The sequence below is a fragment of the Rubrobacter aplysinae genome, from assembly GCF_001029505.1.
In the GTDB taxonomy this organism is placed as follows: domain Bacteria; phylum Actinomycetota; class Rubrobacteria; order Rubrobacterales; family Rubrobacteraceae; genus Rubrobacter_A; species Rubrobacter_A aplysinae.
Genome location: NZ_LEKH01000001.1, coordinates 224144 through 236342 on the forward strand (window position 1 = coordinate 224144; position 12199 = coordinate 236342).

Consider the following 12199-nt stretch of genomic DNA (forward strand, 5'->3'; position numbering starts at 1 on the left):
CTTGCGGGAGACGTCGGGGACAGAGACAGTAAAGGTGGTCGCCCTCGTGCTGGCCGGGGGCACCGGGAGCAGGATGGGCCGTCCCAAGCAGTTTATCGACCTGCTCGGCGAGCCCGCGCTTTCCTACACCCTGCGCGCCTTCGAGGAGGCCGCGGGTGTGGACGGGATCTACGTCGTCGGGGACGCCGCCCGGGTAGGGCCGCTGGCCGAAGAGGCCGGTATCTCGCGCTACGCTGGGTGCGCCGCACCGGGTGAGAACCGTCCGGGGTCGGCGATCGAGGGCCTCGGAATGGTGGACGAGCCCGAGGATACGCTGGTGCTCGTCCACGACGGCTCCCGGTGCCTGGTTACGCGGGATCTCATCGAGCGCGTCGTGGCTGCCGCCTCGGACCCTATTCCCGACGGCGTGATACCGGCCCTGCCCGTCCCGGACACGGTAAAGGAGGTTAGAGAGGGCGTGGTGCGCGAGACGCTGGATCGCTCCCGCCTGCAGGCCGTACAGACCCCGCAGTCGTTCCGGCTCGGGCCGCTGCGTGAGGCGTACCGGGAGTCCGGCGAGGCCCTGGAGCGGGTCACCGACGACGCCTCGCTGATCGAGATGCGGGGCGGCGTGGTCCGCGTGGTCGAGGGTGAGCGGACCAACATAAAGCTCACCTCGCCGGAGGATCTCATCTTCGCCCGCGCAATCCTGCAGGCCCGGCTCGCGGAGGCGGGGCGGGGGGTCGCCGGGTGAACCGGGTCGGAACCGGCTACGACGTGCACGCCTTCGCCGAGCCCGGAGCGGGTCGGGCCCTCGTGCTCGGCGGTGTCGAGATACCGCACGACCGCGGCCTCGCGGGCCACTCCGACGCCGACGTGCTCGCCCACGCCATCACGGACGCCCTGCTGGGCGCGGCTGGCCTGGAGGACATCGGCCACTACTTCCCCGACACCGACGAGCGTTACCGCGACGCGGACTCCATCGAGCTGCTGCGAGAGGTTGGGAAGATGGTCGGAGACGGCTGGCGGTTGGCGAACGTGGACGCGGTCGTCGTCTGCGAGCGGCCAAAGATCCGGGACCACCGCACCCGGATGCGGGAGCGGCTCGCGGGCGCTTTGGGCGTCGAGCCGAGCCAGGTCGGAGTGCGCGGCACGACCACCGAGCGGCTCGGGTTCACGGGCCGGGGAGAGGGTATAGCCGCCCAGGCCGTGTGCCTTCTGGAGGGCGCCGGATGATCCCGGATAAGGTAAATCTCTCGGATAAGCTCTCCCTGTTCGAAGAACTCTGGAGCCCGAAGATCGTGGGCGAGCTAAACGGCCAGCACGTCAAGCTCGCGAAGCTCGGAGGCGAGTTCGTCTGGCATCACCACGACGAGGAGGACGAGCTGTTCCTGGTGGTCGGGGGAGAGCTAGTCATCGAGTTCCGCGACGGCCGGGTGACACTGGAAGAAGGTGAGATGCTGGTGGTGCCGCGTAGGGTGGAGCACCGTCCGGTCGCTGAGGAGGAGGTTCACGTGCTCCTCTTCGAGCCCGCCTCGGCTGTAAATACCGGCGAGTCCGGCGGGGAGCTCACGGCGGAGACCGAGTGGATCTAGGCTACACCGATGCCCGCTAGCGAGCCGGGTGTCAGGCTCCGCTTCGCCCCGAGCCCGACGGGGGAGCTTCACGTCGGCGGTGCGCGTACCGCGCTCTTTAACTACCTGTTCGCCCGCTATCATGGCGGCTCGCTCATCCTGCGCGTCGAGGACACGGACCGGGAGCGCAGCGACCCGCGTTTCGAGGAGTCCCAGCGCCGCGACCTGAAGTGGATCGGCCTGGAGTTCGACGAGGGGCCGTACCGCCAGAGCGGGCGCGGGGCGGTATATGACCGTTACCTGGGGCGGCTGCGCGATCTTGGCCTGACCTACGAGGCCGCAGACGAGGCGGGACGCACGGCGACCTATCTGCGTCCGCCCGAGCGCCGCGGGAGCTTTCTGGACGTCTTGCACGGCGAGGTAACCTTCGCGGCGGTCGAGGACTTCGTGCTCGTGAAATCTGACGGTAGCCCGGCCTACAACTTCGCCGCCGCCGCGGACGACTCCGAGATGAGGATTACGCACGTGATCCGGGGCGAAGAGCACCTCTCGAACACGGCGCGTCAGGTGCAGATTTACCGGGCGCTCGGACTGCCGGGGCCGGAGTTTTTGCATCTGGGTCTGATCCTCGGTCCCGACGGCAAGAAGCTCTCAAAGCGCGAGGGCGGGGCGTCCGTGGCGGAGTACCGGGCGGCGGGCTATCTTCCCGAGGCGCTCGTCTCCCACCTGGCCCTGCTCGGCTGGAGCCATCCCGAGGGTCGGGAGGAGTTCGAGAGCCTCGAAGAGCTTGCGCGGGAGTGGGACCCGTCGCGGCTCGGAGCCAGCCCGGCCACCTTCGATCCGGAGCGTCTACTCTCGCTGAACGCCGCCCTGATCCGGTCCCTCCCCGTGGCCGAGCTCGCCCGGCGTGTACAGCCGTTTCTCGAATGGCCGCTGCCCGCGGGCCGCGAGGCCGTGGCCGTCGAAGCCCTGCAGCAGGAGATGCGTACACTGGCCGACGCGCCGCGCCTGCTGGAAGAGCTTATAGGGGAGGTGGAGCCCGCTTCCTTCGCGTACGATCTGCCGTCGGCGAGCGGGGAGGTCTTCGAGCGCGCCGGGGAAGAGTTGGCGGTGCGGCATCCCGAGACGCTCGGAGACGGCCGGGAGTTCGTGGCGGCGATGAGGGGCTGGGCGAAAGAGCGCGGCCTCAAGACCCGGGAGGTGCTGCACCCGCTGCGGCTCGCGCTGACCGGTCGGGACCGGGGGCCGGAGCTGGCGTATCCGGTGGCGGCGCTCGGGACGGAGGAGTCGCGGCGGAGGATAGAGTCGGCGAGACAGGCTAGACTGCGGGCATGAGCACAGACGCGAGCATCTTTGTACGTGACACGCTAAGTGGCGAGCCGGTCGAGGTCGGACGGGACGGGAGCATCGGGCTCTACGTCTGCGGCCCGACGGTCTACGATCACATCCACGTCGGAAACGCCCGGGCGCCCGTATTCTGGGACTCGGTGGTGCGCTATCTGCGCGGACGTGGCTACGAGGTGCGCCACGTCCAGAACATCACGGACATAGAGGACAAGATCCTGGCCCGCGCCGCCGAAGAGGGTGTCTCCTGGGAGGAGATCGTCGCCCGCTACACGGAGTCCTTCCACGAGACCCTGGACCTCCTCGGCGTCGCCCGGCCCGACGTCGAGCCCCGCGCCACGGAGTACGTGCCCGAGATGATCGCGCTGATCGAGGAGCTTATACAGGGCGGCCACGCCTACGCGCCCGGAAACGGCGACGTGTACTTCGCCGTCGAGAGCTACCCCGAGTACGGGGCCCTCAGCAAACAACGCCCCGACGAGATGCGCGGCCCGGAAGAGGGAGCCGACTCCGGCGCAGCGGAGCACAAGCGCAGCCCGCTGGACTTTACGCTGTGGAAAGGCTCCAAGCCTGGGGAGCCTTCGTGGGAGAGCCCGTGGGGCACGGGACGGCCCGGCTGGCATCTGGAGTGCTCGGCGATGGTCGAGAAGCACCTGCCCGGCGGCGCCGATATCCACGGCGGCGGCTCGGACCTGCGCTTCCCCCACCACGAGAACGAGCGGGCCCAGAGCCGCTGCGCCCACCCGGAACGGGAGTTCGTCCGCGCCTGGGCCCACCACGGAATGGTCGGCTTCTCCGAAGGCAAGATGGCGAAGTCCACCGGCAACATACTCGGGGTAGACGAGGTGGTGGAACGTCACGGCCGCAACGCCGTGAGGATGTGGGTTCTGCAGAGCCACTACTCCCAGCCAATCGAGTACTCCGAGGACATCCTGGCCGAGAAACGCCGCTCCTACGTGCGGCTCGTGCGGCTGTACCGCTCGCTCTCGGGGTCCAGGGGCGACTCGGATCTATCCGCGAAGCTCGCCGCGGACATGCGGCGGAAGTTCGACTCGGCGATGCAGGACGACCTGAACACGCCGGAGGCCCTCGCCGCAGTCTTCGAGGCGGCCCGGCAGGCGGGGCAGGAGATCTCCACACGGCCCGGAGCTGCTGAAGAGTTCGCCTCTCTAAAAGAGGCTCTTGAGGACATATTCGGCGTTCTCGGGCTGGACCTCGGCGAAGAGTTTAGGAGCGACGTGCTCTTGAACGGCGATGACGACACCGGTCAGCATCACGTGATGGTTCGCTATGAAGAAGAGCCCCGGCAGGACGTTCTGGAGAGGGTCGCCCGCCGGGAGCACTCCCGCAGGCGCAAGGACTTCGGGACCGCGGATCGTCTGCGCGACGAGCTGGCTGCTGAGGGTTGGATCGTTGAGGATTCACCCGAGGGGCCGTTCGTCGGGCGCGGCGGGGTCTGATCATCTCTAAGTCTCCCAAACCGAAGCCCGCTAAAGAGCGTAAGGAGCCCAAAGAGGAGTTTATCCACGGTATCCGGCCCGTGATCGAGGCGTTGCGTAGCGGTCGGCGCCGCGTCCGCGAGGTGCTCGTCTCGGTCGAGAGCCGGGAGGTCGAGGCCGCCGCCGAGACCGCCGGGGTGAAGCTCGTTAGCGTGTCGAAGGGTCGTATCGAGGAGGCCGCGGGTGAGGCCGCGCATCAGGGCGTCGCCGCCCGCGTGGAGCCGTACCCGTACTCCGGGCTGGACGAGCTGTTGGCCGTGCCGGAGCCGCTGCTCCTGGTGCTGGACGGGGTGGAGGACCCGCGTAATCTGGGCGCCATCCTGCGCGCCGCCGACGGAGCCGGGGCGACCGGGGTGGTGATCCCGAAGGACCGGGCCGCCGGGGTCACGCCCGTGGCGGTAAAGGCCAGCGCGGGGGCGAGCGAGCACGTGCGGGTGGCGCGCGAGACCAACCTGCGCCGCGCCCTGGACCGGATGAAGAAGGCCGGAGTCTGGGTCTACGCGAGCGAGCCCGGTGGTAGCCAGCCGGCGGATGTCGACCTCGCAGGTCCCGCCGCGCTCGTGCTGGGTAGTGAGGGCTCGGGCATCCGGCGTCTGGTCCGCGAGGGCTGTGACGGGGCTATCGCCATCCCGATGCTCGGCTCCGTCTCCTCGCTAAACGTCTCCGTGGCGGCCGCCGTTCTGCTGTACGAGGCGCGGCGGCAAAGAGACCAGCGGGGTTGAGAGGCTAGCGTGCCCTCCTACCTCATCCTCGATGGTTACAACCTGATCGGGGCTCTGGACCGCTACCGCGAGCCGGCGGAGTCCGGCTTCGACAGCGCCCGCGAGCAGCTCGTGAACGACGCCCTCAAGGCCTCCGGCTGGACCGGACGTGAGATATTCCTCGTCTTCGACGCCCACGGCAGCCCGGAGCCGGAGAAAAGCCAGTCGTTGGCCGGGGGAGCGGTGCGCGTGGTGTACAGCGCGGCCCGGGACTCCGCTGACGACGTGATAGAGCGTCTCGCGGGCCGGCTCGAAGGGGATCTCACCGTGTACACCGCCGACTTCGCACTGCAGAGGACGGCGCTTGCCCGGGGGGCCCGCCGCGCCACCCCGGCGGAGTTCGCCGCGCTGCTCGACGAGCTGCCCGCGCTTACCAGCAGGCCATCCGCCTCGTACCGCAGCAGGATCTCGGACCACCTCTCGCCCGACGCCCGGATGTCGCTGGAGCGCATCCGGAGAAAGACGGAAGAGGAAGATGAGGGACGGGGAGATCCTGAGCTATAATCCGGGGTTCAGGCTCCCCAAGCCCGGGTAGCTCAGTGGTAGAGCAGCCGCCTTGTAAGCGGCAGGCCGGGGGTTCGAATCCCTTCCCGGGCTCTCCGCAACCGTTATTTATAGCGTGAGGTCTGCTTATGGACGAGAAGACCGAAGCTCGGGTATGGGCGTTGGCAACTCTATTTCTGCTACTGCCGGTACTCGCCATAAGCTCTAAGCTGATCTTATTACACCTCTTAGATATAACGTGGTCCTGGACTGAGGTAGTAGCTAGCTCTCTAGGGACGGCTGGGTTTCTTATAGTGATCATATCGAGACCTACTCCCTTTACCCGGAGCGCCGCCAGAGAGCGCAGAGCCGAGCTGAAGAGAAACCGGTTCGCTTTGCTAGTGGTCGGGACCATTATTTGCGCCATCTTGATGTTATGGGCTACTGGTGTACTGATCTCACCCTATCTTTAAGAGGGGAGTAGGAATGCAGAGGTTGAAGATCGTGTTGTCGGCGCTCTTTTTCGCTCTGCTCGGGATCGTCGTAGCTTTTCTCTATCCATCTGGCGGTGAGTCGTTCTGGATCTATGAGCTACTAGGGGCTGTAGGTGTCGTTAGCGCCTCTTTAACGCTAGCGTTCAACGAGGAGCTTAGGGACTCTCTCAGAGAACATTTGAGGGAATGGTCCGGAGAGTGGCGTAGAAATCGGGTCGCGTTGCTCGTAGTAGGGGTCATGGTCGGCGCGGTCTTGGCGAGCTGGGTTGTCGGGGTACTGGCGGCTGGCTAGTATTGAAAGTTGGATAGCTCCGGGTCATCACGCTTTTTAACCCTGTTGAAAACTCGGCGGCGTTTGCTAACATATCCGGGCGCTCGAAAGTGCGCTTAAATAGGCGTGCCCTGGGGGTGTGCCCGAGTGGCCAAAGGGAACAGGCTGTAAACCTGTCGGCTCAGCCTTCGAAGGTTCGAATCCTTCCGCCCCCACAGCATCGCGCAGCATACGCCCCTGTAGCTCAGTGGTAGAGCACTTCCATGGTAAGGAAGGGGTCATCGGTTCAAATCCGATCGGGGGCTCTGGATCTCGCCGCGACGCATTGCGTCGGCGGCTTAGATCTCGTAACAAGCTGCGGCACGGAGGCGCGGCGGTGTAGCTCAGCTGGTTAGAGCAGCGGAATCATAATCCGCGTGTCACAGGTTCGAGTCCTGTCACCGCTACTCCGGGCAGCAGGTTCGTAGGTTCGCTAAAAAAGCAAGAAAGGGCTACCGGGATGTCGAGAGGCAAGTTTGAGAGGAACAAGCCGCACCTAAACGTGGGCACGATAGGCCACGTGGACCACGGCAAGACAACGCTGACGGCTGCTATTACGAAGGTACTCTCGGAGAAGTACCCCAACGACCCGGCGAACCGCTCGGTGGCCTTTGATCAGATAGACAACGCCCCCGAGGAGAAGCAGCGCGGCATCACCATCGCCACTTCTCACCAGGAGTACGCCACGGACGCCCGCCACTACGCCCACGTGGACTGCCCGGGTCACGCCGACTACGTCAAAAACATGATCACGGGCGCGGCGCAGATGGACGGGGCGATCCTGGTAGTATCGGCAGCCGACGGCCCGATGCCCCAGACCCGCGAGCACATCCTGCTCGCAAGGCAGGTAGGAGTACCGTCTATCGTGGTGTTCCTCAACAAGGCAGACATGGTAGACGACCCCGAGCTACTGGAGCTCGTAGAGCTAGAGGTCAGGGAGCTACTAACGGAGTACGACTTCCCCGGGGACGACATCCCGATAGTAGTGGGCTCCGCCCTCAGCTCCCTGGACGGAGACACCGGAGAGTACGGGGAGCCGGCCATAACGCAGCTGGCAGAGGCCATGGACTCCTACATCCCCGAGCCCGAGCGCGGTGTGGACCGTCCGTTCCTCTTGCCGGTAGAGGACGTCTTTACCATCCAGGGCCGCGGGACGGTGGCCACTGGAAGAGTAGAGCAGGGCACGGTAAAGCTAAACGATCAGGTAGAGATCGTCGGGATAAACAACACCAACAAGACGGTCGTTACCGGTGTGGAGATGTTCAACAAGTCCATGGACAGCGCAGAGGCCGGAGACAACATCGGTGCTCTACTAAGAGGCGTTAGAAGGGACGACATAGAGCGCGGGCAGGTACTGGCAAAGCCCGGCTCGATAACGCCGCACACGAAGTTCAAGGCCGAGGTTTACGTCTTGTCTAAAGAAGAGGGCGGACGTCATACGCCGTTCTTTTCTAACTACAGGCCGCAGTTCTACTTCAGGACTACTGATGTTACGGGTGAGATCACCCTCGAAGAAGGTGTGGAGATGGTGATGCCCGGAGACAACACGGTGATGAACGTGGAGCTCATCTCTCCGATAGCGATGGACGAGGGGCTAAACTTCGCCATCCGCGAGGGTGGCAGGACCGTGGGTGCCGGCGTCGTTACCGAAATAGTAGAGTAAGCCACCCGAAGTAAGTTACCCAAAAGAGCGGTGTTGCGGGGGCGGGGCTTCTACGCCCCGCCCTTTAAGCGAGAGGAGAGTTGTGCGACAATTGGTAACGCTGGCTTGTGACGAGTGTAAGCGCCGGAACTACAGTAGCCGTAAGAACCGGCGTAATAACCCGGATCGCATCCAGCTACAAAAGTTTTGCCCGTGGTGCCGGCATCATACGGCCCACAGGGAGACCAGATAGCGGAGCCCTGTACTTCAGGGCTGTATAGGGCAGTAGCTCAGTTGGAAGAGCAGCGGTCTCCAAAACCGCAGGCCGGGGGTTCGAGTCCCTCCTGCCCTGCTACGCTGGATATGTATACCCCCGAAAAGCGCACCAGGCGAGGGAACGATGGGTAGAGGTCGCGGCTCGAACGCCGCCAATGCAAAAGGCGGAAAGAAGGCGCAGCAGCAGAAAGGGCGCGGGCAGCAAGGACGGGGTCAGCGCGGCCCCATCCAGTTCGCCAAGGCCGTTCGCACCGAGCTGAAGAAGGTCAACTGGCCGGATCGAGAGCAGCTCCGGCAGAGCACGGCGGTGGTACTGATAATCGTGACCACTCTTGGCCTCTACGTGGCCGCCTGGGATCTCGTGTTCCAGAATCTTGCTCGATTGATCTTCGCGTAGGTCTCGGGTAGTGCGCGGGTTTGTGGACTACCGGAGCCCGGGTGACGGGGTTGGCCGAGGTTGACTAGGAGTAGCTCGTTTTGAAGAAGTGGTACGTCGTAAATACATACTCGGGGCACGAGAACAAGGTGCGCACGACGATGGAGCGCCGGGTCGAGTCCTTCGGCATAGGCCGCTACTTCGGGGAGATCCAGATCCCGACCGAACGGGTGATGGAGATGAACAAGGACGGTAAGAAGGAGGAGAAGGTTCATCGCCAGTTCCCGGGCTACATCCTGGTGAACATGGACATGAACGACGACACCTGGAGGCTCGTGCGCCAGACGCCGGGCGTTACCCAGATCGTGGGCGCGGGCGACAAGCCGATGCCGCTGTCTCGTGGCGAGGTGGAGCGTCTGCTGCACCCGGAAGAGGCCGCCGAGAGCCGGGAGAAGGTCAGGACCACGGTAGACTATGAGGTGGGAGAGACCGTGAAGGTCGTCTCCGGGCCGCTCGCGGACTTCGAGGGCGCCATCTCGGACATCAACGTGGACCAGTCACGGCTTAAGGTCATGGTTTCCATCTTCGGACGGGAGACGCCGGTGGAGCTGTCGTTCAATCAGGTCTCGAAGCTCTAGCGAGCCGGGCCGTTCGGAGTAGAGAATAGAGGATGAACAGAGGAATGAGGTTCTAGTATGGGTAGAGGGCGCGGCAGGCAAGTAGTAAGAAAACTCAAGCTCCAGGTACGGGGCGGGCAGGCGAACCCGGCCCCGCCGGTCGGCCCGGCTCTGGGTCAGGCCCAGGTGAACATCGGGGAGTTCGTCAAGCAGTTCAACGACGCCACCCGGGACCAGATGGGCCAGGTCATACCGGTCGAGATCACGGTCTACGGCGACCGCTCGTTCACCTTTATCACCAAGACCCCGCCGGCGACGTACCTCCTGAAGCAGGCTGCCGGGATAGATCGGGGCAGTGGCGAGGCTCACCGCGACAAGGTCGGGAGCGTCTCGCGGGAGCAGATCGAGGAGATAGCACGGACCAAGATGCCCGACCTCAACGCCGCCGACCTCGACGGGGCGGCCAGGATCGTCGAAGGGTCGGCCAAGAGCATGGGGATAACGGTAAATGGGTAAGAAGCTGCTGGAGCAGAAGTCGCAGATAGACGCCGAGAGGCTGTACCCACCCCGGGAGGCGCTGGAGCTTCTAAAGGGCCTGGACGGCGCGAAGTTCGACGAGAGCTTCGAGGCCCACATGAACCTGAACCTCGATCCGCGCCGGGCCGAGCAGATGGTGCGCGGCACCATAATGCTGCCCAACGGGACCGGAAAGAGCCGCCGGGTCGCGGTGTTCGCCGCCGGCGAGCAGGCCCGCGAGGCCGAGGAGGCCGGAGCGGTGGTCGTTGGCACGGACGATCTGGCCGCCCGAATCCGGGACGAGGGCTATATGGACTTCGACGTGGCTGTGGCCTCGCCGGATCAGATGTCGGTCGTGGGCAAGCTGGGTCAGGTACTCGGGCCGCGCGGCCTGATGCCGAACCCAAAGAGCGGTACGGTGACGCAGGAGATCGGGCGCACCGTGGAGGAGTTCAGCCGCGGCAAGGTCGAGTACCGTGTTGATCGCTACGGCATCATCCACAGCCTGCTGGGCAAGAAGTCGTTCGAGCTCGATGACCTGGTTGAGAACTACTTTGCCCTGCGCGACGAGCTGCAGCGGGCGCGGCCCTCGGCGGTCAAGGGCCGGTACTTCAAGGCGGTAAACCTGAGCACCACGATGGGCCCGTCCGTGAAGGTTGACCCGAACGTCGAGAAGGAGTAATATCCCGGGGTTCGTCCTAGCGGGCGGCTAGCGGTTAAAAAGACTAATAGAGGCCAAAGACAGCCGGGGCCCCGAGTGCGGGGCTTAAAGCCGAAAGTGGTACGGGCGCCCGGTCGAGGTCGCAGAGCGGTCCCGCCAAGGCCGGGTTAGACCCGGCGAGGCGGACCAACGGGAATCTCTAGAGACCCCGGGAGCCTGCGGCCCCGGGGTCTCTTGTGCGTCACTTCGTAGAGAGCGGGCTGAGGAGCAGAGATTGGGTAGCCAGAGCCGGGAAGAGAAGGCCAGGGTAATAGAGGATCTCACAGAGAAAATGAGATCCAACGCAGCGGTGCTCGTGGACTACAAGGGCATCAACGTCGCCCAGAGCGATGAGCTGCGCAAGCGGAGCCGCGAGGCCGGTATAGACTTCGTCGTCGCCAAGAACACCCTGGCGCTGCGGGCGGCGGACGCCGCCGGGGTGGAGCAGATCTCCGAGCACCTCTCGGGGCCGACCGCGATAGCATTTTCGCAGGACCCAGTGGTGAGCGCGAAGCTCATGGCCGAGTTCGCGGGCCGGGTGGAGACCTTCGATCTGAAGGGCGGCCTGCTGGACGATGGCAAGCTGCTGGACAGCCAGCAGGTCGTGGCGCTCTCGCGCCTGCCGGGCCGGGATCAGCTCATCGCCCAGGTGGTGGGCGGCGTCGCCTCGCCGCTTACGGGCCTCGTTACGGCGTTGAACAACACCGTGCAGGGGTTCGTGATCGCGCTCGGCCAGGTCGCAGAGCAGAAGCGGGAATCGGGGGAGTCCTAGTCTCCCGCTTGCGGTCTGTAGTAAGTAGTAGTCAAGAGAAGTCGGATAAACAGGAATAACCAGGAGGTTAGAGAATGGCTGTAAACCAGGAAGAGTTGATGGAGACCATCGAGAACATGAGCGTCCTCGAGCTTTCGGAGCTCGTGTCCAAGCTGGAGGAGCGCTTCGGCGTATCGGCCACCGCCGTGGCCCCCGCCGTCGGCGCCGCCGGTGGTGACGGTGGCGGCTCTGCGGCCGCCGAGGAGGAGCAGACCGAGTTCGACGTCGTCATCAACGACGGCGGGGCGAAGAAGATCCAGGTCATCAAGGAGGTCCGGGGCGCGACCGGGCTCGGCCTCAAGGAGGCCAAGGCCCTGGTGGACGAGGCCCCGAACACCGTCAAGGAGGCGCTCTCCAAGGAGGACGCCGACGAGCTCAAGGGCAAGCTAGAGGAGGCCGGCGCGACGGTAGAGCTCAAGTAGCCACCGGCCCAAAGCTCCCGGCGGTCGATAAAACCGCCACGCTTCGAGCGGCACTCCTCGATGAGGAGCGCCGCTCTTTTAGTGCCTGCCGCCTGCCCCGCCCCGTCGCAGCCTGCGTTGTTCGGGATGGCTCGCCGGATAATCCCGCGTAGAGAGGCGGCAGCCGGGCCCGACATCCGGACGCTCCGGGTGCTATGAAAATTGGGGGCCTGCCGCCACTGGCGCCCGCGTAACAGCTATGCTATATTCCGCCCCGTTGGTGGAAACCGGAAGGTGGAGCCGACGCAAAATTATTCTGTCCCACATGTGGTTCTCGTCTTGACTTACTCCTCCACCAGGGGTAAGATATTAGATTGCGTGTCAGGCCGTTCTTCAACAATCATCCCGGAGGAGCG

General features: G+C 64.8%; 16 protein-coding genes and 5 tRNA genes. All 21 read left to right on the forward strand.

What is annotated here, in order from left to right; all coding sequences use genetic code 11:
- Positions 1–34: 34 nt before the first annotated feature.
- Positions 35–733 carry a 2-C-methyl-D-erythritol 4-phosphate cytidylyltransferase gene (gene ispD, locus ABD53_RS01180; protein ID WP_053057534.1) on the forward strand — a complete coding sequence of 233 codons (699 nt, stop codon included), beginning with the start codon at positions 35–37 and terminating at the stop codon, positions 731–733.
- Complete coding sequence (ispF, locus tag ABD53_RS01185) at positions 730–1215, forward strand: 2-C-methyl-D-erythritol 2,4-cyclodiphosphate synthase (RefSeq protein ID WP_047863880.1); 486 nt, start codon at positions 730–732, stop codon at positions 1213–1215. Before ispD ends, ispF begins: the two co-directional genes overlap by 4 nt.
- Positions 1212–1574 (forward strand): cupin domain-containing protein, encoded by a 363-nt coding sequence (locus ABD53_RS01190; RefSeq protein ID WP_047863881.1) that lies wholly within the window; start codon positions 1212–1214, stop codon positions 1572–1574. The genes ispF and ABD53_RS01190 overlap by 4 nt, the downstream gene beginning before the upstream one ends.
- A gap of 9 nt (positions 1575–1583) precedes the next feature.
- Entirely contained in the window at positions 1584–2888 is a 1305-nt protein-coding gene (locus ABD53_RS01195) for a glutamate--tRNA ligase (RefSeq protein ID WP_047863882.1), read from the forward strand.
- The gene (cysS, locus tag ABD53_RS01200) at positions 2885–4357 is read left to right on the forward strand and encodes a cysteine--tRNA ligase (RefSeq protein WP_047863883.1); all 1473 of its coding nucleotides are present in this window, start codon (positions 2885–2887) and stop codon (positions 4355–4357) included. The genes ABD53_RS01195 and cysS overlap by 4 nt, the downstream gene beginning before the upstream one ends.
- A 62-nt stretch (positions 4358–4419) precedes the next feature.
- Positions 4420–5118 carry a 23S rRNA (guanosine(2251)-2'-O)-methyltransferase RlmB gene (rlmB, locus tag ABD53_RS01205; protein WP_047863884.1) on the forward strand — a complete coding sequence of 233 codons (699 nt, stop codon included), beginning with the start codon at positions 4420–4422 and terminating at the stop codon, positions 5116–5118.
- A 9-nt stretch (positions 5119–5127) separates the two neighbouring features.
- Positions 5128–5661 carry an NYN domain-containing protein gene (locus ABD53_RS01210; protein WP_047863885.1) on the forward strand — a complete coding sequence of 178 codons (534 nt, stop codon included), beginning with the start codon at positions 5128–5130 and terminating at the stop codon, positions 5659–5661.
- Between the two features lie 21 nt (positions 5662–5682).
- Positions 5683–5754: transfer RNA gene (locus ABD53_RS01215), tRNA-Thr, on the forward strand.
- Between the two features lie 372 nt (positions 5755–6126).
- Complete coding sequence (locus ABD53_RS01220; protein ID WP_047863886.1) at positions 6127–6426, forward strand: hypothetical protein; 300 nt, start codon at positions 6127–6129, stop codon at positions 6424–6426.
- A 112-nt stretch (positions 6427–6538) separates the two neighbouring features.
- A tRNA-Tyr gene (locus ABD53_RS01225) sits at positions 6539–6620 on the forward strand.
- An 18-nt stretch (positions 6621–6638) separates the two neighbouring features.
- A tRNA-Thr gene (locus ABD53_RS01230) sits at positions 6639–6710 on the forward strand.
- Positions 6711–6777: 67 nt separating this feature from the next.
- Positions 6778–6851, forward strand: a tRNA-Met gene (locus ABD53_RS01235).
- Positions 6852–6904: 53 nt separating this feature from the next.
- Entirely contained in the window at positions 6905–8107 is a 1203-nt protein-coding gene (gene tuf / locus ABD53_RS01240; RefSeq protein WP_047863887.1) for an elongation factor Tu, read from the forward strand.
- An 82-nt stretch (positions 8108–8189) separates the two neighbouring features.
- On the forward strand, positions 8190–8339 hold the full coding sequence (gene rpmG / locus ABD53_RS16315) for a 50S ribosomal protein L33 (RefSeq protein ID WP_084709142.1): 150 nt from the start codon (positions 8190–8192) through the stop codon (positions 8337–8339).
- 26 nt (positions 8340–8365) lie between these two features.
- Positions 8366–8438 (forward strand) — tRNA-Trp (locus ABD53_RS01245).
- A gap of 48 nt (positions 8439–8486) precedes the next feature.
- On the forward strand, positions 8487–8759 hold the full coding sequence (secE, locus tag ABD53_RS01250; RefSeq protein ID WP_047863888.1) for a preprotein translocase subunit SecE: 273 nt from the start codon (positions 8487–8489) through the stop codon (positions 8757–8759).
- A gap of 80 nt (positions 8760–8839) precedes the next feature.
- Positions 8840–9376: a transcription termination/antitermination protein NusG gene (gene nusG / locus ABD53_RS01255; protein WP_047863889.1), complete on the forward strand. Its 537-nt coding sequence runs from the start codon at positions 8840–8842 to the stop codon at positions 9374–9376.
- 57 nt (positions 9377–9433) lie between these two features.
- Entirely contained in the window at positions 9434–9871 is a 438-nt protein-coding gene (gene rplK, locus ABD53_RS01260) for a 50S ribosomal protein L11 (RefSeq protein WP_047863890.1), read from the forward strand.
- The gene (gene rplA, locus ABD53_RS01265) at positions 9864–10553 is read left to right on the forward strand and encodes a 50S ribosomal protein L1 (protein WP_047863891.1); all 690 of its coding nucleotides are present in this window, start codon (positions 9864–9866) and stop codon (positions 10551–10553) included. The genes rplK and rplA overlap by 8 nt, the downstream gene beginning before the upstream one ends.
- Positions 10554–10806: 253 nt before the next feature.
- Positions 10807–11343 (forward strand): 50S ribosomal protein L10, encoded by a 537-nt coding sequence (gene rplJ / locus ABD53_RS01270; RefSeq protein ID WP_084709144.1) that lies wholly within the window; start codon positions 10807–10809, stop codon positions 11341–11343.
- Between the two features lie 74 nt (positions 11344–11417).
- On the forward strand, positions 11418–11804 hold the full coding sequence (gene rplL, locus ABD53_RS01275; protein WP_047863892.1) for a 50S ribosomal protein L7/L12: 387 nt from the start codon (positions 11418–11420) through the stop codon (positions 11802–11804).
- The last annotated feature ends 395 nt before the right edge of the window (positions 11805–12199 follow it).

Bases quoted from the DNA above. Each gene is read 5' to 3' on its own strand.
- tuf (WP_047863887.1), top strand. From the start codon at position 6,905: ATGTCGAGAGGCAAGTTTGAGAGGAACAAGCCGCACCTAAACGTGGGC.
- ABD53_RS01195 (WP_047863882.1), top strand. From the start codon at position 1,584: ATGCCCGCTAGCGAGCCGGGTGTCAGGCTCCGCTTCGCCCCGAGCCCG.
- secE (WP_047863888.1), top strand. From the start codon at position 8,487: ATGGGTAGAGGTCGCGGCTCGAACGCCGCCAATGCAAAAGGCGGAAAG.
- ABD53_RS01190 (WP_047863881.1), top strand. From the start codon at position 1,212: ATGATCCCGGATAAGGTAAATCTCTCGGATAAGCTCTCCCTGTTCGAA.
- rplK (WP_047863890.1), top strand. From the start codon at position 9,434: ATGGGTAGAGGGCGCGGCAGGCAAGTAGTAAGAAAACTCAAGCTCCAG.
- cysS (WP_047863883.1), top strand. From the start codon at position 2,885: ATGAGCACAGACGCGAGCATCTTTGTACGTGACACGCTAAGTGGCGAG.
- ABD53_RS01220 (WP_047863886.1), top strand. From the start codon at position 6,127: ATGCAGAGGTTGAAGATCGTGTTGTCGGCGCTCTTTTTCGCTCTGCTC.
- rplA (WP_047863891.1), top strand. From the start codon at position 9,864: ATGGGTAAGAAGCTGCTGGAGCAGAAGTCGCAGATAGACGCCGAGAGG.
- rplL (WP_047863892.1), top strand. From the start codon at position 11,418: ATGGCTGTAAACCAGGAAGAGTTGATGGAGACCATCGAGAACATGAGC.